Below are 17,962 nucleotides of genomic sequence, written 5' to 3'. Positions count from 1 at the left end.
ACTCCCATCTGAACCGAAATCAAACCCGGGATCGACCTTGGAAAATTCGCGCAATATCATTCTCGTCGTCGTGCTTTCGCTGGCCCTTTTGCTCGGCTGGGAAGCGGCGATGAACTATCTCTACCCGCAGCCGGACGAACCGCCGGTAACGGCGGAGGCCTCGATGGCTCCGGTTGATGGGGCCGAGGTAGAGCATTCGCGCACGGGCGGCCTGACCGACCCGGCTGCGGTCGCCAAGGAAGTGGCCGACCTCGAAACGGCATTGGCATCGCCTGCGCGCGTTCAAATCGATTCGCCGAAGATCGCAGGTTCGATCAATCTGACCGGCGCGGTGATCGACGATGTCGTGCTCAAGGATTATGCCGAGACGACGGACAAGGACAGCGGCCCGGTCCGCCTGTTCTCGCCGCGCGGAACTCCGGCACAGCATTTTGCGCAGTATGGTTTCCTGGTGAACGGCCAGAAGGTGTCGGACGATGCCGTATGGAGCGCCGATGGCGACCAGCTCGCAGTCGGTACACCGGTCACGCTGACCTATGACGCAGGCAATGGCCTGGAGTTGCAGCAGCGTTATTCGATCGACGAAAACTACATGATCACGGTCGAACAGAGCATCGCCAACCGTTCTGCCGTGCCCTCTGTCGTTCAGCCTTACGGCCTCGTCAGCCGTACCTCGGACACGGCCAGCGCCGACTTCTTTATCGCGCATTCCGGCCCGATCGGCGTGTTCGGCGACGGCGCGAATTACGACTATGATTACGATGACCTCGACGACGATGGTCCCGCCAGCCCTCAGGGCCGCGCCGAATGGCTCGGCTTCACCGACATTTACTGGCTGTCCGCGCTCATCCCGCAAGATGGCGCAGCCCCCGACGCGACTTTCCGTGCGCTGGGCGGCAAGACGTACCGCGCCGACATGATCTACGATCCGGTGACCGTACCTGCCGGGCGCAAGTACACCACGACTTCGCGCCTCTATGCCGGCGCCAAGGATTCGACCATTCTTGATGCTTACGAAGACGCTGGCCTCCAGCAATTCGGCCTCGCGATCGATTGGGGCTGGTTCCGCTGGTTCGAAAAGCCGCTGCTATGGCTGCTCAAGACGATCCACGGTCTGGTGGGCAATTTCGGTGTCGCGATTATCGGCCTGACGATCATCGTGCGCGGCCTGATGTTCCCCATTGCGCAGAAGGGCTTTGCCTCCATGGCGGCCATGAAGGCCATCCAGCCGCGCATGAAGGAACTGCAGGAAAAGCATAAGGACGACCGCGTCAAACAGCAGCAGGAAATGCAGAAGCTGTTCAAGGAAGAAAAGGTCAACCCGCTGTCCGGCTGCCTGCCGATGCTGCTGCAGATCCCGATCTTCTTCGCGCTCTACAAGGTGCTCTACCTCGCGATCGAGATGCGTCACCGCAACTTCCTGTGGATCGACGATTTGTCCGCGCCCGATCCGGCGACGATCCTCAACCTGTTCGGCCTGCTCCCGTTCACTCCGCCCAGCTTCCTGGCGATCGGCATCCTGGCCGTCCTGCTGGGCGTGACGATGTGGCTGACCTTCCGGCTCAATCCGTCTGCGATGGATCCGGTCCAGCAGCAGGTCTTTGCGATCATGCCCTGGGTCCTGATGTTCATCATGGCACCGTTTGCGGCAGGCTTGCTGCTCTACTGGGTAACCTCCAACATTCTGACGCTGGCACAGCAGAAATATCTCTATTCCAAGCATCCCCAATTGAGGGCCGCTGCGGAGAAGGAGAAAGCCGATAAGGCTGCTGCTGCCGAGGCTGCAAAGGCAAAATCGTGACCGAAGAAGAAGCCGCTGAACTGGCCAAGCTGGAAAGGCGCGCGAACAAGCTGTTTTCGGGCCGGGTGGATTTCCTCCTCTCGGCTCCGCAGCTCAAGTTCCTGCCTGAACCGACCGTTCCGGAGATCGCCTTTGCCGGCCGCTCCAACGTCGGCAAGAGCTCGCTCCTGAACGCGCTGACGGGCCGCAAATCCATCGCGCGCGCATCAGTGACGCCGGGCCGCACACAGGAACTCAACTTCTTCGAGGTAGGCGATCCCACGCTGTTCCGGTTGGTCGACATGCCGGGCTACGGCTTTGCCAAGGCGCCGATAAAGGTCGTCGATAAATGGAAGAGCCTGGTGAAGACCTATCTGCGGGGCCGGCAGGTGCTCGTCCGCAATTTGGTGCTGGTCGACAGCCGCCACGGGCTCAAGGATGTCGACCGCGACATGATGAAAATGCTCGACGAAGCAGCCGTGGGCTACCGCGTCGTGCTGACGAAAGCGGACAAGATCAAGGCCAGCGAACTGGAAAAAACCATCGCCGCAGTCGAGGCCGAGACGAAGAAACACATTGCCGCCTACCCCAAGCTCCATGTCACGAGCGCGGAGAAGGGCATGGGCATAGCCGAATTGCGCGCCGCCGTGCTGAGCGACGTCGGCGTCTAGCTATACGTCTGTTTGCGGGTGATCCAAGCGGCGTGCTGAGTGTCCGGAATTGGGTGGAAAGCGGACATCTCTGCCCATGAGAAGCACCTCTGATGCGGCAAGTTCTCAACTGGCATAGCTGGCAATTCCGACGATGGTCGCTTAAGCTCCACCAACTAGGGGAAAGGCGTGTGACCAAATCGAGGCTCGATGGAGCTGATGGATTGCGAGCGTTTGCATGTTTTCTCGTGGTCTTTCACCATATTTCGCACCAAAGTAGCGTTCCGGGAGTGGGGCCTGGACCTGATTGGCTTGTCCCATTTGTTTCCAACGGTGGCTATGGAGTGGTTATCTTCTTCGTCCTTTCGGGGTTCCTGCTCGGGCGCCCCTTCTGGGTGGCGTTAGATGCAGGTGATAGATACCCCTCGATCAGAACATACTTGCTGCGACGGTTCGCCCGCATCACTCCGGGTTTTCTTGTCGCGCTTACAGGCTCGCTCATTATTGCGCTGCTTTACGGTCAGACCACGGCAAGCCCCGACACTGCCCTGCGCTTCTTTTTGGGAGCGACCTATCTAAGCGCTTTCGTACCTTTTGCGATCTTTCCAGTTGAGGTGAACGGGCCCCTTTGGTCGATCTCATATGAGGTCTGGGCATACTTGTTCATGCCATTGGCCTTTCTGCTTATCTTCGCCACTCCGACTGTAAGGTCGAAAACGGTTGGACGTTGGGCGCTCTGGCTAGCGGTCATTTTAGCAGCAGTGCTTCTGCACATAGCTTACATGCATTTTGTGCCGAAGCCCGATCGGCCAGATTTTCTTCTCGAAGAGTTTACCCTGAGGCGTCTCGGTGATGGGTGGGCACAACGATTCAGCGTTTTTGGAATGTTCGCCATTTTCGCTATTGGTGTGCTCGCGGCGGCAATTCAGTTCCAATGCTCCGAATTCAAAGGCATGTGGGCGGATGTGGTGGCTCTGGCCTGTTTGACAGTGGCAATTTGGATTTGCTTTGATTTCGGACGCCCAGGCAATCCCACAGCCACCATGGATGGGGTATTCGGCTTACCCTACAACCAGTTCCCCTTGTTTCCTGCATTGGTAGGCGGGTTCCTGGCGACCGCGCCATCCTCCCGCTTCGTTGGATCTTTGCTCGACATCCAGCCGATGCGCTATCTGTCGACGATCAGCTTTGGCATCTACATTTATCACATGCCCCTACTGTTCATCGTGAGCCACGCACTTTTTGGGCCGGACCAGATAGCTCAAACGGACGCTGATATTGCGATGATGACTGGCATCCTTCTCGCAGCCACCATAGCAGTGGCCCACCTGTCCTGGCACCGTCTTGAAAAGCCAGCGATCGAATGGGCGAGGCAACTTGAGCGACGCAAACCGCGCGAAGGCGCTCGAAAAGAGGCTTTTTGAAGAGGCCATGTTCGCCCGGTTGCCATTTCCGTAATCGGGTCGTTAGCAGCCCGTCTGCTTCTGGCACTTCGCTAGCTCGGTGAGAGCGTCGTCAGTTGGGCGGTTAGCCGCCCGCCCACATTTAGGATAATCCGCGCTCTGTCGCTGAGTCACTAACTGAGTGGAAAGCGGGCGCCAGGCTGAACTGTTTTTGGCGACTCGTCTTTATTCAGCACTCGGCGGCAACATCAATTTACCTGTCTCGCTCTATGTGTTCAGACCCATCATCGGGGCGGATCCTGCTGGACAACCACTGGTATATTCCAAGACAGATCAAGCTGAACATTGCCACGAAGAATATGGCAGCTGCATAGACCGCATTCGAGACGTCAAGTCTGGTCGCAGAGAAGATCATCACCAATGCCTCGAGACTTGAAGCGATAACGATGATCGTGACGAACCCCGTCAAAGATTGGCGGGATTCGGACGAAGACCGCAGCTCTCGTTTGCTGAAAATCTCTTCTTCCGCGATGAACGCTGCTGTTTCGACTATTGCAAATCCGATGATGAGAAGCCCGACGCTTTGAAGCGCGATCGTTGAAATAGCTTGATACGAGGTCAGTGCGTTCACCACATCTATAACCGCAGTGACAAGCATGAGGATGGCAAGCAGCAGCAAGCTGATAGTCGCTGTGACAAAATAGATCTGCGAAACGGCATCATATATTGGCTTGAGCCTCAGCTTCATTTTCTCCTCCTGTGCTCTATCCCGCGTTAGCGGAAAGCGCAGAGAAAGCGTCACAGTCCGCCTATTGACCGAAGCTTCCGCAGCTGTGGCGCCGGGCAGTCGCCCTTGTTCACCTTGATCCCAAAGTCCCCCGGCAGACTTTTGGCAGAACGTCGCCAATAGTACGTGCCCCGTCTTCTTCCTCTCCGCACCCCTTCGCGGGCGAGAGGATAAGATGATCAGTATGGCGATGTCGCTACGGTAACTTCCGTAAGGCGATGAAGTTTTAAGGGATGCAGCCGACACATGGCAGGTAGCTCAATACCCGCCTGGCGGATCGCTGGCCGGGAAGCTTTCGTCCAGATCTTCGTCTGTTTCCGTCCACTCGCGCTGCAGTTCATCTCGCATTGCGGCAGGACCGGAATCTCGAACATCCATATGGCTGTCGTGGGGCTGGTCCGGCGCAAATCCCGCGTTACGCTGCTGCGATTTCCGGAAGTAAGAAGCAGCCGCGAGCAAGGAAGCGGCTATTCCTGCAATGAGGGCAACCAACTTGAACACAGTCGATCTACCTTTCTCCCTACCCATGTGAGGCACCGTGAATGCGCCTTTCTCCAATAGCCGAGTATATCGGAAGCAGTGCTCGCGGAGATTGATCTTCGTCAATCAGCGACGAAGATCACTTTGCTGCAATCGGGTCGTTAGCTGACAGTCCGCTTTTAGGATAATTCGCGCTGGGCAATAACGTCATCAGATGGGTGGAAAGCGGGCATCAAAGATATACCTAGCATCAATGAGCCTTGAGCTTTCCGGGACAGATTCTCATAGAAATCTTAGGGTGCTGTCGATCTAGGACTGAAAGACTGTCCACGCGCTCGTCCCTTTTATGCAAGACATGGCCAGGTCCATTCGCTACCATTCGATTAGGTCGCCTGGAATTGCTTGGGGGCGATCCTAATGAAATTTGTTGTTCCTGCACTTGTTGCATATTGCGCTGCCGCGCCATTGGCGCTGTCGGCGGAAGTTGACGCGCAATCAACTTCACCGCGCTATGAATTATCTGTCGAGCGGATCAGCAGCGAGGTCTACAATCCTTGGACCCAAAAGCTGGACGAGGTCGAGGTGCGCGCATTTCAGGGCGAAAGCGGAGAGGGATTGGTGGCTCCGGTGATGCGCGTTTCGCCGGGCAAGGTTCTCAGCTTGAGGGTAAACAACAAGCTTCAACCGTGTTCAGCGGACCAGATCGCAGAATCTAAATGCTATAACTCGACCAATATCCACACGCATGGCCTGTGGATTTCGCCCAGCGGAAACAGCGATAACGTGATGCTGTCGATCGATCCGGGCGAACGGTTCGAATATGAGTTTGTAATCCCGCCCGACCATCCTGCCGGCACATTCTGGTATCATCCGCACATGCATGGTGCGACGAGCATTCAGCTTGGCTCCGGCATGGCTGGCGCACTGATTATCGATGGCGACCGGGTTCCCACAAAAACCTCCCCTGGCGACATCGATATCCTATTTCGTGATGCGGGAGGCAATCCGTTTGGCGAACAGATCATGGTCTTTTCCCAGATCCAGTATGGCTGTTTTGAAGAGGGCGAAGAAAGGCCGCGTTTCAACAGGGACATTCCGCCTTGGGATATGCCGCCATGGGAATGCGAGGACGGTGAGGTTGGCACAGTCGACAGTTTCAGATTGTTCAATCCGTTTCCGGAAATGGCATCGGGTCGCCTGACGGGGGTCAACGGCAAAGTCCAACCCACCATCTCCGGCTTCGAAACGGGCCAATTTCAACGCCTGCGGATGATACATGCTGGCCTACGCCGCCCAGTGGACATGAGCATTCGCAAACTGGCGAAGGATGCGCCCAATCTGAGGGATGTTCCCGGGAGCGACCACATTCAGTGGATCAACGATTATTGCATCGGTGATCCGGTCGAGCAGTTTCATTTCGCTGACGATGGGCTGACGCGATATTCGATGCGGCGAGTTGACAGTTCCCGCCTCACCGCCGGCTCGCGGTATGATGCCTTGGCCTATTTCGAGGAGCCGGGTGAGTATTGTGTCATCAACAACAGCGTTTGGGGTGGAAATGAAGAGCAGAAGCGCATTCTTTCCATTTTTGAAGTCAGCGGGAAACCGGCTCCGGTCGACAGGGTGTCTGACCTGCTGTCTGAAACCTTGATTGCAGCAGCCGCGCAAAGGATCGGCGACGAACGCGTTCGGGACAAAGTTGTCGCTGACCTGAAGGATGATTTTTCGCTTTTTGCCTTTGCCTGGCGCAAACCCGTCCGCGATGAAGAGCTGACCGGCAAACAGGATGCCACCTTCAGCATCGTCGTGCATGAAGATGGCGGTGCAACCTTGAGCATCGATGGCACCCCCTACAAGCACGAACGTATCGACAGGACACTCACCTTGGGTGACGTGGAGGAGTGGGAAATCACCTCCAACCTCGGCTTGCACCCGTTTCACATCCACGTAAATCCGTTCCAGATCGTCGGGATTGTCGATGACCAAGGGCGCGATGTAACAGTTGAGGGGACGGAGGCGTACGATCCTGACTATGCCGGGATGCTGGGAGGCTGGCGTGATACGGTTCTGGTCAAGCGAAACTACCGTATAACCATGCGCACGCGGTACAGGCGCTATGTCGGGGACTTCGTGATGCACTGCCATTTCGCTTCGCATGGCGACGAAGGCATGATGCAGAATATCAGGATACAGACGCGAGGTGATCGAGCCGCGTCGATGACGCGCCATTAGGCTACATTAGAGACCCCGATCGCGGTCGAGAGAATACGAAATTGGCGTTAGAGAGATCATCAAAAATGGTAGGAGAGCATGGATCTGCAATCGGGTCGTAAGCGGTCTGGCCGCTTTTGTGATCATCCGATCCTTTGCAGACTATCTCGCAAACAACATCGCGTCATCCGCGAAGGCTTTCATCTCCAGCGCATTGCCGCTTGGGTCGCGGAAGAACATGGTGGCTTGCTCGCCCGGCTGGCCCTTGAAGCGGATCGTGGGTTCGATGGCGAATTTCACGTCTGCTGCTGTCAGCCTGTCGGCCAGTGCCTGCCAGTCCTCCATCGTCAGCACGACGCCGAAATGCGGGACGGGGACGTCATGGCCGTCGACAGCATTGCTGGCGCGGTCGCCGCTTTCGCCGCCGGTATGGGCCACGATCTGGTGGCCGTAGAAATCGAAATCGATCCACTCGTCGGATGACCGGCCCTCGGCGCAGCCCATCAGGCCGCCATAAAACGCGCGGGCCTCCGCCAGGTCGCGGACGGGAAAGGCGAGGTGGAAAGGGCGCAATGTCATAGGTGCGTGGATAGCCTGCCAGCTCGTGTTTTCCTACTCCTATCGCGATGTGCCAGGCCCGCGGAATGCTTGAACCGGTCACTTCGCAAAACGCACGGGCAGTGCTCGAGGAATACCTTGCAGGACTGTGTTCCATCCGTTCCACCATTCAGCATCGACAGCGCGTTGATGAACGATTAGGGCGCAAGGAAGACGGCAAGGGTGGAGCCTGCATGAAGATCATCATCGGTAACAAGAACTACTCCAGCTGGTCGCTGCGCGGCTGGCTCGCTGCGAAGCAGTCGGGCCTCGCGTTCGAGGAAATCGTGGTTCCGCTATTCGGCGAGAACTGGGAACAGACCAAGCATGACGGCGAAATCCAGCCTTCCAGCGGCAAGGTGCCGATCCTGTGGGACGACGAGACCGTCGTGTGGGACAGCCTCGCGATTCTCGAATACCTGTCCGACAAGGTAGGCCGCGACCGCTTCTGGCCGAAGGACGATACCGCGCGCGGCATGGCGCGTTCAATGGTCGCGGAAATGCACTCGTCGTTTCAGGCGCTGCGCAGCGAATGCCCGATGAATGTCCGCAAGCGCTTCGACGGGTTTGAGCCAACCGAGGCGTGCCGGCAGGACATCCTGCGCATCCTCGGCCTCTGGGCGGAAGCTCGCTCGCGCTTCGGTAGCGGCGGCCCCTTCCTTTTCGGCACGTTCGGGGCGGCAGACATCTTCTTTGCCCCCGTCGTGTCACGTTTCATCAGCTACCAGATCGCAGTCCCGGGCTTCGCCGCATCTTATATGCAGGCGGTTTGGGAACACGAATGGATGCAAGCCTGGATTTCAGCATCGGAAAGCGAAGAATGGGTCATCGAGCAATACGACACCGTTTCCTGATCGCATTGGCGGCGGTTCTAACGCTGCTGCCCGTACAAGTGAGCGCCTGGGGCTTCTATGCCCACCGGACCACGGCCGAAATCGCGAACGAGAACATCCGTCCTGAAACACGCGCCGGGATTGCCAAGCTGCTTCGTGCTGCGCCACAGCTTGGCGAACCCGACTGCGATCTCGCCAGCTTGGAAGACGCCAGCGTCTGGCCCGATTGCCTGCGCAAGGATTACTGGCGCTGGGGCTATACCTTTGCGTGGCACTATCGCACCGCGCCAGTGTGCTCGGCGTATGAGCCTCGCCGCAAATGTTCGGGCCAGAACTGTATCCTTGCCCAGATCGAGCGCAACCAGCGCATTCTGGCCGACGAGGGGCTGCCGGCCAATGTCCGGCTGGAGGCGCTGGCGTTCCTCGTCCACTTCATCGGCGATGTGCACATGCCGCTGCATTCGGGCGATCACGAAGACCGCGGCGGCAACGATATCGAGACGGCATACGGGATTGCGCCTGGCCTCAATCTGCACTGGATCTGGGACGGGCCGCTGGCCGAACGTGCAATAACTTCGTCACCTGTCCCGCTGGTGCGCCGGTATTCGCCGGAAGAGCGCGCTGAACTTGGCGGCGGAACTCCTGCGGACTGGGGCCGGGAAAGCTGGGAGACAAGCCGCGATTTTGTCTATCCCAATGCGTTCGACCGCCCGCCTTGCGAAGGTGAGGATCTGCCGGACGAAGCTGCCCTGACGCAGGAAGATATCGAGCGGGCTATTCCTGTCTCGCAGCGCCGGATCCAGCAGGCCGGTATCCGGATGGCGGAGTATCTCGATGCGGCCTTTGCACCGGGGCCGCTGCCAGCGCCTGAACGGGATTAGGGTACGCGCGCGGTGTCGTAAGGAGTGCCGTCCTTGCGGAAATAGCCTTCGGGTCCGAACACCATGTCGATATCGGGATATTCACCCCGATCCTCGTCCCGCTCGCCGCCGCTGATCGCGATGAATACGCAAGGCTTGTCGGAGCGGTTGTGCAGGCGGTGGCCGTTCGTGTTTCCTGCGGGCCATGCCAGCACGTCGCCTGACCGAACGGGGATTTCACCCTGGTCTTCGATCAGTATCGCCTCGCCCAACAGCATTATGACCAACTCATCCTGAGCGCTGTGCCAGTGCCGCTGCGACGAATAGGCCCCAGGCTGCAAGGTGACGTGGCTTGCCCCCAGCTTGGTCAGACCTGCGGCAGGTGCAAGGCGGCGGTAGTAGCGGCCTTGCACGTCCTCGTCATAGGGTGGCGGATAGCCCGTGGCATTGGTTTGGGGGATGTCTTCCAGTTCAAGCTTGGGCATTCTCGCACACTCCTGCTAGCGGGTGGATCATGACCGATGTTCTCGATCTCGCCAAGCGGCTGATGGCCGCACCCAGCGTCACCCCGGCAACGGGTTCCGTCTTCGATGAAATGGAAGCGATGCTCAGCCCCCTGGGGTTCGAAGTGACCCGATTCACCCGGGGCGAGGGCGAGCCGCGTTCGCCGGAGGCACCGGTCGAAAACCTGTTCGCCATCCGCCGAGGACCGGAAGGATCGAAGCATTTCTCCTTCGCCGGGCATCTCGATGTCGTCCCGCCGGGCGGCGGCTGGGCCAGCGATGCGTTCGAACCGGAAGTGCGCGGCGAGATGCTGTATGGACGCGGTGCCGTGGACATGAAGGGCTCAATCGCCTGCATGGTGGAAGCGGTGGCCCACGTCCCGCAAGATGCCGGCACGATTAGCTTTATCATCACTGGCGATGAAGAAGGCCCGGCGCTCCACGGGACGCGCGCGCTGATCGATTTCATGCGCGAACATGACCATCAGCCGGACCTCTGCCTGGTCGGAGAGCCGACCAGCGTGAACCGGCTCGGCGACATGATGAAAATCGGGCGGCGCGGCTCGGTCAATATCTGGCTCGAGGTCGAAGGCACACAGGGCCACGTGGCCTATCCGCACCTGGCCGATAACCCAATTCCCAAGCTGGTCGCGATGCTGGCAGAACTGGATGCGCTGGTGCTGGACGAAGGGACCGACTGGTTCCAGCCCTCCAATCTCGAAATTACCGAGATCGATGTGCCCAACGATGCGCACAATGTCATACCGGCGGCAGCAAGGGCGCGCATCTCGATCCGCTTCAACGATACGCACTCCGGTGCCTCGCTGTCGGAAAAGATCGGCGCAATCGCGGAAAAGCACGGCGGCTCGGCATTGCCGATCATATCGGGCGAGCCTTTTCTCACTCCGCCCGGCGAATTTTCCGACATTATCGCCCGCGCAGTAAAGGCGGAAACGGGTGTCGATCCAGAGCCATCGACCACTGGGGGGACATCGGACGCCCGCTTTCTGCGCAGCGTGTGCCCGGTCATCGAATTCGGCCTGTGCAACGCGACGATGCACAAGCGCGACGAAGCTGTGGCCATCGAGGACCTTTCCACGCTAAGCCGCATCTACACGGCCATCGCGAAAGATGCGCTGACACGATAATTGACGACAAGAATACTAGGGACGCGAGGGGATACGCATGCTGAGGGTCTGGTTCGAAATTCCGCTATGGCAGCGCGTCCTGACGGCGCTCATCCTGGGGGTCCTGACCGGCTATAGCTGGGGCCCGGATGCCGAAAGCATCAAGTGGATCGGCGATTTCTTCATCAAGTCGATCAAGATGCTGGTCGTCCCGCTCATTTTCTTCAGCCTTGTTTCCGGCGTTGCCGCCATTGGCGATTTGCGCAAGCTGGGTGCGGTCGGCGGGCGGGCGATGCTGCTGTTTATCGTGACGGGTCAGATAGCCGTGTGGCTGGGCTTGTTCCTTGGCACCGTGCTGGCACCGGGTGCAGGGGTCGATACCAGCGCGATTGCGCGCGGAGAAACACCCGTGCCGAACGAGACGACGGCAGTGGACATGATCCTGTCTATCGTGCCCGAAAGCCCGGTGCAGGTGATGGCGGATGTGGCCGTTTTGCCGCTCATCGTCTTCTCCATGCTGATTGGTATCGGCATCCTGATGGCAGGCAAGGACGGCGAACCGGTCCAGAAGATCTTCGATAGCGGCGCGATCGTGATGCAGAAGGTCACGATGATCGTGATGGAACTGACCCCCTTTGGTGTGTTCGCGCTCATGGCGTGGGTGGCCGGAACGCTAGGACTGGATGCCCTGTTCGCACTCGCCAAGCTGGTCGGCCTCAACTATCTCGGCTGCCTGCTGATCATCTTCGTGATGTATTCGGCCATGATCAAATTCATCGCCAAGCTGCCGGTGCGCGATTTCTTCCGCGGGATCGTGGATGCGATGGCGGTGAGCTATTCCACCGCTTCGTCCAACGCGACGCTGCCGGTGACGCTGCGCTGCGCGGAGCGTAACCTGGGTGTCTCGAACTCGGTCGCGGCCTTCGTGATCAGCCTCGGCGCGACGATCAACATGAACGGCACTGCGATGTATCTCGGCCTCGCCACGCTGTTCGGCGCGCAGGTCTTCGGCGTCGACCTGTCATGGGGCGATTACTTCCTGATCTCGATCCTCGCGACGCTTGGCGCGGTCGGTGCGGCGGGCATTCCGGGCGCAGGGCTGATTATGATGGCGCTGGTTTTCGGCGCAGTCGGAGTGCCGCTCGAAACCATCGCTTTCGTGGCGGGTGTGGACCGCATCATGGACATGATGCGCACCACGACCAACGTCAGCGGCGATGCCGCCGTGGCGACGACAGTGGCGGTGATGACGGGTGAGATCGACCGGACCGAGATGGTCTCGGCGGATGACGTCTGAGGCTTAGCCTACGCGCCTGAACACGAGGACGCTCGTGCCGTTGAGCAGAAGATATTTGCCATCGTCACTGATTGTCGCTGGCGGCTGAGCAAACAGTGTTGTCTCGGCTCGCTCGACCAGTCGCGGTTCGGCATCGAAGCGAGGATGGCAACCCGCAGCAGTGATGATGGCATTGCCAAGCTCGATTGCTTGTTCGGATATTGTGTAGTCGGTCAGGAAGGTGTTGCACTCGATTGCGCCCCTGACCTGACCGTTTGCCATGAAATCCAGAGAGATCGCATTAGCGATCTTTTTGCGATCGATACGCTCAAGCTCCCATCGACCAAGAACGCTTGCTTCATCAACCGGCGTCACGGTGGCGGGTAGCGGCGTCATGCATCCACCCGCCAAAATCGTGCACAGAATAGCTGCTGCGTGAAGTGGTCTCATCTTGGGAGAACGCACGTCTCCGCCCTGCGATCCGAGGCTGTTCTCACCTCCCCTTGGGCTTTTCCAGCACCTTCTTCCGGTAGCTGCACAGATCCACCACCTTGCACCGCCAGCATTCCGGCGTCCTTGCCTTGCAGACATAGCGGCCGTGCAGGATCAGCCAGTGATGTGCGCCTAGCCGGAAAGGTTGGGGCACGCGCTTTTCCAGCTTCGCCTCGACCTGCTCGGGCGTCTTGCCCTTGGCGAGGCCGGTGCGGTTGCCGACGCGGAAGATGTGTGTGTCGACCGCGAAGGTCTCGTGCCCGAACCAGCAGTTGAGCACGACGTTCGCGGTCTTGCGGCCCACGCCGGGCAGGCGGACGAGATCTTCGCGCGTGTCGGGAACCTCGCCGCCATATTCGTCGACCAGCAACTGGCTGAGCGCGATGACGTTCTTCGCCTTGGAGTTGAACAGGCCGATGGTCTTGATGTGCTCTTTCAGGCCATCTTCGCCCAGCTCCAGCATTTGCTCCGGCGTTTTCACCTCGCGAAACAGGGCCCGGGTGGCCTTGTTCACGCCGACGTCTGTCGCCTGCGCGGAAAGCGCCACGGCCACCACCAGCTGGTAGCAATTGCCGTATTCAAGCTCAGTTTCGGGCGAAGGATTGTCTTCCGCAAGCCGGCGGAAGAACTCGAAAATCTGGTCTTTCGTCACGTGATGTCGCCAGTCTCGTCACCGGGCAATTCGCCGCGTTCTTTCGCCTTTTTCAACGCTTTTTCGATTTCCTCGCGGCGGTGCTGCATCGCATCGCTGAAGGCTGCGGCGACGATGCCGGTGGGCAGCGCCACCAGCAGCACACCGATGATGGCAACCGCTGATCCGATTAAGCGGCCAAGCGAAGTAACCGGATAGACATCGCCATAGCCCACGGTCGTGAATGTAATCACCGCCCACCACAGCGCGCGCGGAATGCTTCCGAAAGCCTCGGGCTGCAATTCGCCTTCGATGAAATAAAGCAGGGTCGCTCCGGTGAGCAGCAGGACGAAAGCCAGCGCGAGGCAGACCAGCAGGTCATAGCTGCGTTCGCGGATCGCCATCGCCATTTCCCGTGTGGCCACGGTAAAGCGGCCAAACTTCATGATCGAGATGACGCGCAGCAAACGTACAATGCGAAGCGCTGCGGCATGGGAGACGAAGAACGGAGCGAAGGTTATGAGCACCACGGCCAGGTCGATCAGCCCGAGCGGCGAGACAATGAAGCGCAATCGCTTGGCAGCGGCGCTGCCTGGACCCGGATGTTCCGGAGCAGCAAAAATGCGGGCTGCATATTCGGCTAGGAAGACGACGCCAAAGCCCAGCTCGGCCATCAGGATTTCATCATGCCATTGCCGGTCGAACTCGACCTCGGTCGACATGATGCCGGTCACGACTGCAGCGATGATGACCCATACCAGAAGGATGTTGAGCGGCGTCAGCCTGCCGTCGGGTTTCGCACCGATATGCAGCTGGTGATAGAGGAACTGGCGCGCGCTCATCGTGTCAAAGTCCCAGGACTTCCTCCATCGTGTAGCGGCCTGCTTCGCGGTCTTGCAGCCATTCAGCTGCCTTAACGGCACCGCGCGCGAAAATGTCGCGATTTTCCGCACTGTGCGACAGGGTGATCCGTTCTTCGTCGCCGGCAAGTATGACGCTGTGTTCGCCGGTGACCGTGCCTCCGCGCAAGGCGGCGAAGCCAATAGCGCCCTGTTTGCGGGCGCCCGTGTGACCATCGCGGCCGCTTTCGCTGGCCTGGCTCAGTTCGACGCCGCGACCTTTCGCAGCAGCCTCGCCCAGCAAGAGGGCGGTGCCGGAAGGCGCATCGACCTTGCGGCGATGGTGCATCTCGACGATCTCGATATCCCAGTCATCGCCAAGGCGCTGCGCGGCTTCGTTCACCAAATGGGCCAGCAGCGTCACGCCGAGCGAGGTATTGCCGGTTTGCAGCACGGGGATTGCCCGCGCCGCTTCGTCGATAGCCTGGTGGTGGCCGGGTTCCAGCCCGGTGGTCCCGACGACGATCGGCACCCCGGCGCCGATTGCAGCGTGAAGGTTAGTCTTCAGCGCAGCGGGCGCCGAAAAATCGATCAGCGCATCGCTGGCATCGGCGAGGCCGGCTGCATCGCCGCCCTTGTCGATGCCGCCGGCATAGGTGTGGCCCGACGCCTCGATGACCCGCTTGAGCGCCTCGCCCATCGCGCCATTGCTGCCGATTACTCCGAAATTCGCCAAGTCCGTCCCCTATTGCGGCGCGTGTGCGTCCAGAACTAGCCGTGCACCGGCGAGCGTCAAATGGTGAGAGTCGAAATACAGCAATTTGTCCTCCGAAGTAATCCGGCTGCTGGGGCCGTCGAACAGGACGGTTGCCGGATCGATGATGGTCACGCCGCTCTCGCGCCAGCCATCGAAGCGGCGCGTGATCCAGCCTGCCTTGGCCTCGTATTCAGCTAGTGAGGTGGTTTCCGGCAGATCCCCGCCGAATGCCGCAGCGCGCGACAATGCTCGCGGAACAGAGCGCGGCTGCGGAGTGACCGCCCCTATCAACACGACGCGGCGCCCCATTTTCTGGAGGTGCACAATCGTTGCTGCCAGCTGCGATGCTCGCTTGTCATAAGCGCCATTAGCCCAGAACCCGGCAAGATAGATCGTCTCCAATTCGGGACGCCGCGCTATTTCACCGAGAACCTCGGCGTTGAATATCGCGCAATTTGAAGATGCCGGGGTATCGATAGCGGCCACAGGAGCGCAGCTGCCGAGGGTTCGTTGCTCGATCGAACGGCCGCTTGCTGCTGCCCGTTCTCCCAGCACCCATGCAAACTCGGCCCCATGGCTGTCCCCCCACAACAAGGCGTCTGCCACAGCTTCGCTTCCCAAGGTGCAGGCCGGATCAGGCGGTGCATAGGATGTTCTGAGGCATTCAGCGCGCAAGGGACTGACGTCATTTGCGGCGGCGGTGTATTTCTGCACCTCGGGCGCGAAGCGTGATGTCCAACCGCCAAGGGAAATCATGAAGAGACAGGCTGCGCCGAGAGCGGCCATCCCCAATCCGCTCGCCTTGAAGATTGCGCTGCGAGAATAGCGTGTCCGATTGCGGAACGGTGTCTCGGCCCACCGCAGGCTGATCCAGGCGGCAAGGACGGATGCGGCGATCACGGCGGCCGACTGGGCATAGCCAAGCGGGGCATCCTGCCAGTATTCGGCAAACACGATCAGCGGCCAATGCCACAGATAGAGCGAGTAGCTGAGCAGGCCGATCCATACGGCGGGCTTCCATGAAAGGACCCGTCCCGCGCTAGTTCCCGGTGCGCAGTGGATCAGGAGGGCCGCGCCCAGCACGGGCGGGACGGCGGCAAGGCCCGGGAAGGTGGTTGCCTTGTCATATGTGAAGACGGCGTAGGCAATCATTCCGATTCCAGCCCAGCTCGACACTTCGCGCAAAGCTCGGCCCTCGACCGCGCGCACTGCGCCGAGAGCGAGAAGCGATCCCGCGAGCAATTCCCATGCGCGGGCAGGCAGCAGGTAGAACGCGAAGCCGTCGCCATTATCTGCAGTTGCAAGCGCAAGGAGCAGACTTGCCGCTGCCAGCACCCAGACCATGGCCGTCCGCCAGCTGGATGCGAATTTTCCGATGAGGATCAGGGCGAGCGGGAAGACGATATAGAACTGCTCTTCCACACCGAGCGACCAGGTATGCAACAACGGCATGGTCTCTGCTGCGCCCTGGAAATAACCGGATTGGCTGAAAAACCAGATGTTGGCCACGAAACCGAGCGCGGCGAGGGCCGATCGCGGCACGCCTTCGAAATCGCCGGGCAGGAAGATGAGGCTGGCAGCCACCAGCACGGCAGCGACCAGTACGAACAGCGCAGGCAAGATGCGGCGTGCCCGGCGTTCGTAGAAATGCCAGATCGAAAAATGGCCTTCGTCCACTTCGCGGGCGATGATCCCGGTAATCAGGAAACCGGATATGACGAAGAATATGTCCACCCCGACATAGCCGCCGGAAAATCCCGGTACGCCCGCGTGGTAAAGCACGACCGGGAGTACGGCGAGCGCACGCAGCCCGTCGATGTCGGGCCGGTAGGCAGGCTTTGCCATAGGCTCCATAAGTGTTGACCTGCCCCCCGTGTCCGTCAAACAGTCGCTTGCATGGCAGACATTACCAACATCGTCATCCTTACTGGCGCAGGTGTCTCGGCAGAGAGCGGAATTGATACATTCCGCGATGCCGGCGGGCTGTGGGAACAGCACCGGGTCGAAGATGTCGCCACGCCCGAAGGCTTTGCGCGGGATCCGCAGCTTGTGCAGCGTTTCTACGATGCGCGCAGAGCTGCCGTCCAGAAAGCTGCCCCGAACCCGGCACACGAGGCGCTGGCGCGGCTGGATCAGCAGTGGGGAGGCGATCTGCTCATCGTTACCCAGAACGTCGACGATCTGCACGAACGTGCCGGTGCTCGCCGCGTGCTGCATATGCACGGCGAGCTGCTCAGCGCCCTATGCCCCATGTGCGACAGCCGGCACCGCTGGACCGGGCCGCTCATCGGCCGCCCCGAATGCCCGACCTGCGAGGCGCGGTCCCTGCGCCCCGATGTCGTGTGGTTCGGCGAGATGCCGTATCAGCTGGAGCGCATCCATGCGGCGCTTCGGAATGCCGACCTGTTCGTGTCGATCGGCACTAGCGGCGCGGTCTACCCGGCGGCAGGCTTCGTCCGCGATGCGCGCGAGCTCGGCGTGCACACGCTCGAACTCAATCTAGAGCGCAGCGAAGGCTCGCACTGGTTCCACGCAGCGCGACAGGGGGCTGCAGGGCAGTTGGTGCCGGAGTGGGTGGCGGAAATGCTGGGTCGTTAATGGCAGGAAATGGGTGAGAAGCGGACTGACAATATCACGACGAGACAGATAGTCCCCGCCCCTGCGTTGAAGTAGAGGATTGGGATATCAGCCTTGCTCATTCAGCCCCTTTGATTTGACAGCACCTTCGCGAGCCAT

At 59.8% G+C, this 17,962-nt stretch carries 17 protein-coding genes; 9 read left to right on the top strand and 8 right to left on the bottom strand.

What is annotated here, in order from left to right; translation table 11 throughout:
- The first annotated feature begins 37 nt into the window (after positions 1-37).
- The 3 genes from yidC to K3166_RS10670 all read left to right on the top strand — a co-directional run bounded on the left by yidC (position 38) and on the right by K3166_RS10670 (position 3,854).
- A complete protein-coding gene (yidC, locus tag K3166_RS10680) occupies positions 38-1,801 on the top strand; it encodes a membrane protein insertase YidC (RefSeq protein ID WP_221422213.1) in 1,764 nt (587 codons plus the stop codon).
- Entirely contained in the window at positions 1,798-2,451 is a 654-nt protein-coding gene (yihA, locus tag K3166_RS10675; protein WP_221422212.1) for a ribosome biogenesis GTP-binding protein YihA/YsxC, read from the top strand. The genes yidC and yihA overlap by 4 nt, the downstream gene beginning before the upstream one ends.
- A 92-nt stretch (positions 2,452-2,543) precedes the next feature.
- Positions 2,544-3,854 carry an acyltransferase family protein gene (locus tag K3166_RS10670; protein WP_247714617.1) on the top strand — a complete coding sequence of 437 codons (1,311 nt, stop codon included), beginning with the start codon at positions 2,544-2,546 and terminating at the stop codon, positions 3,852-3,854.
- 232 nt (positions 3,855-4,086) lie between these two features.
- On the opposite strand, the gene K3166_RS10665 is transcribed toward K3166_RS10670, so the two are convergent.
- Complete coding sequence (locus K3166_RS10665) at positions 4,087-4,581, bottom strand: hypothetical protein (RefSeq protein WP_221422210.1); 495 nt, start codon at positions 4,579-4,581, stop codon at positions 4,087-4,089.
- Between the two features lie 936 nt (positions 4,582-5,517).
- On the opposite strand from K3166_RS10665, the gene K3166_RS10660 reads away from it, so the two are divergent.
- A complete protein-coding gene (locus K3166_RS10660; RefSeq protein WP_221422209.1) occupies positions 5,518-7,332 on the top strand; it encodes a multicopper oxidase family protein in 1,815 nt (604 codons plus the stop codon).
- A gap of 141 nt (positions 7,333-7,473) precedes the next feature.
- Here the strand turns inward: K3166_RS10660 and K3166_RS10655 are convergent, their stop codons facing one another.
- Positions 7,474-7,890, bottom strand: coding sequence for a VOC family protein (locus K3166_RS10655; protein WP_221422208.1), 417 nt, complete (start codon positions 7,888-7,890; stop codon positions 7,474-7,476).
- Positions 7,891-8,102: 212 nt separating this feature from the next.
- On the opposite strand from K3166_RS10655, the gene K3166_RS10650 reads away from it, so the two are divergent.
- Both K3166_RS10650 and K3166_RS10645 read left to right on the top strand, forming a co-directional pair.
- On the top strand, positions 8,103-8,762 hold the full coding sequence (locus K3166_RS10650) for a glutathione S-transferase family protein (protein WP_221424074.1): 660 nt from the start codon (positions 8,103-8,105) through the stop codon (positions 8,760-8,762).
- Positions 8,763-8,800: 38 nt separating this feature from the next.
- Positions 8,801-9,622 carry a S1/P1 nuclease gene (locus K3166_RS10645; RefSeq protein WP_345719129.1) on the top strand — a complete coding sequence of 274 codons (822 nt, stop codon included), beginning with the start codon at positions 8,801-8,803 and terminating at the stop codon, positions 9,620-9,622.
- Here the strand turns inward: K3166_RS10645 and K3166_RS10640 are convergent.
- Positions 9,619-10,086: a cupin domain-containing protein gene (locus K3166_RS10640; RefSeq protein ID WP_221422206.1), complete on the bottom strand. Its 468-nt coding sequence runs from the start codon at positions 10,084-10,086 to the stop codon at positions 9,619-9,621. The genes K3166_RS10645 and K3166_RS10640 overlap by 4 nt on opposite strands.
- A gap of 29 nt (positions 10,087-10,115) precedes the next feature.
- Here K3166_RS10640 and dapE point away from each other — a divergent pair, with 29 nt between their 5' ends.
- The gene (gene dapE / locus K3166_RS10635) at positions 10,116-11,252 is read left to right on the top strand and encodes a succinyl-diaminopimelate desuccinylase (protein WP_221422205.1); all 1,137 of its coding nucleotides are present in this window, start codon (positions 10,116-10,118) and stop codon (positions 11,250-11,252) included.
- 37 nt (positions 11,253-11,289) lie between these two features.
- Complete coding sequence (locus K3166_RS10630) at positions 11,290-12,528, top strand: dicarboxylate/amino acid:cation symporter (protein WP_221422204.1); 1,239 nt, start codon at positions 11,290-11,292, stop codon at positions 12,526-12,528.
- A gap of 3 nt (positions 12,529-12,531) precedes the next feature.
- Here K3166_RS10630 and K3166_RS10625 read toward each other — a convergent pair whose 3' ends face one another.
- From K3166_RS10625 to K3166_RS10605, 5 genes are all read right to left on the bottom strand, one after another.
- Positions 12,532-12,903, bottom strand: a complete 372-nt coding sequence (locus tag K3166_RS10625) for an META domain-containing protein (protein ID WP_221422203.1) — start codon at positions 12,901-12,903, stop codon at positions 12,532-12,534.
- A gap of 97 nt (positions 12,904-13,000) precedes the next feature.
- Positions 13,001-13,651 (bottom strand): endonuclease III, encoded by a 651-nt coding sequence (nth, locus tag K3166_RS10620; protein WP_221422202.1) that lies wholly within the window; start codon positions 13,649-13,651, stop codon positions 13,001-13,003.
- Entirely contained in the window at positions 13,648-14,472 is an 825-nt protein-coding gene (locus K3166_RS10615; protein ID WP_221422201.1) for an ion transporter, read from the bottom strand. The genes nth and K3166_RS10615 overlap by 4 nt, the downstream gene beginning before the upstream one ends.
- Before the next feature lie 4 nt (positions 14,473-14,476).
- Positions 14,477-15,205 carry a 4-hydroxy-tetrahydrodipicolinate reductase gene (gene dapB / locus K3166_RS10610; RefSeq protein WP_221422200.1) on the bottom strand — a complete coding sequence of 243 codons (729 nt, stop codon included), beginning with the start codon at positions 15,203-15,205 and terminating at the stop codon, positions 14,477-14,479.
- Between the two features lie 9 nt (positions 15,206-15,214).
- The gene (locus K3166_RS10605; RefSeq protein ID WP_221422199.1) at positions 15,215-17,071 is read right to left on the bottom strand and encodes an acyltransferase family protein; all 1,857 of its coding nucleotides are present in this window, start codon (positions 17,069-17,071) and stop codon (positions 15,215-15,217) included.
- Between the two features lie 51 nt (positions 17,072-17,122).
- Between K3166_RS10605 and K3166_RS10600 the strand changes: the two genes are divergently transcribed.
- Positions 17,123-17,824, top strand: a complete 702-nt coding sequence (locus K3166_RS10600; RefSeq protein WP_221422198.1) for an NAD-dependent deacylase — start codon at positions 17,123-17,125, stop codon at positions 17,822-17,824.
- The last annotated feature ends 138 nt before the right edge of the window (positions 17,825-17,962 follow it).

Source organism: Qipengyuania psychrotolerans, from assembly GCF_019711355.1.
Classification (GTDB): domain Bacteria; phylum Pseudomonadota; class Alphaproteobacteria; order Sphingomonadales; family Sphingomonadaceae; genus Qipengyuania; species Qipengyuania psychrotolerans.
Note: the sequence above shows the minus strand (reverse complement) of the source record. Positions and strands in the feature narration are given on the sequence as shown.

Bases quoted from the DNA above. Each gene is read 5' to 3' on its own strand.
- K3166_RS10670 (WP_247714617.1), top strand. From the start codon at position 2,544: ATGCGGCAAGTTCTCAACTGGCATAGCTGGCAATTCCGACGATGGTCG.
- K3166_RS10665 (WP_221422210.1), bottom strand. From the start codon at position 4,581: ATGAAGCTGAGGCTCAAGCCAATATATGATGCCGTTTCGCAGATCTAT.
- K3166_RS10660 (WP_221422209.1), top strand. From the start codon at position 5,518: ATGAAATTTGTTGTTCCTGCACTTGTTGCATATTGCGCTGCCGCGCCA.
- K3166_RS10655 (WP_221422208.1), bottom strand. From the start codon at position 7,890: ATGACATTGCGCCCTTTCCACCTCGCCTTTCCCGTCCGCGACCTGGCG.
- K3166_RS10650 (WP_221424074.1), top strand. From the start codon at position 8,103: ATGAAGATCATCATCGGTAACAAGAACTACTCCAGCTGGTCGCTGCGC.
- K3166_RS10640 (WP_221422206.1), bottom strand. From the start codon at position 10,086: ATGCCCAAGCTTGAACTGGAAGACATCCCCCAAACCAATGCCACGGGC.
- dapE (WP_221422205.1), top strand. From the start codon at position 10,116: ATGACCGATGTTCTCGATCTCGCCAAGCGGCTGATGGCCGCACCCAGC.
- K3166_RS10630 (WP_221422204.1), top strand. From the start codon at position 11,290: ATGCTGAGGGTCTGGTTCGAAATTCCGCTATGGCAGCGCGTCCTGACG.
- K3166_RS10625 (WP_221422203.1), bottom strand. From the start codon at position 12,903: ATGACGCCGCTACCCGCCACCGTGACGCCGGTTGATGAAGCAAGCGTT.
- K3166_RS10615 (WP_221422201.1), bottom strand. From the start codon at position 14,472: ATGAGCGCGCGCCAGTTCCTCTATCACCAGCTGCATATCGGTGCGAAA.
- K3166_RS10605 (WP_221422199.1), bottom strand. From the start codon at position 17,071: ATGGCAAAGCCTGCCTACCGGCCCGACATCGACGGGCTGCGTGCGCTC.
- K3166_RS10600 (WP_221422198.1), top strand. From the start codon at position 17,123: ATGGCAGACATTACCAACATCGTCATCCTTACTGGCGCAGGTGTCTCG.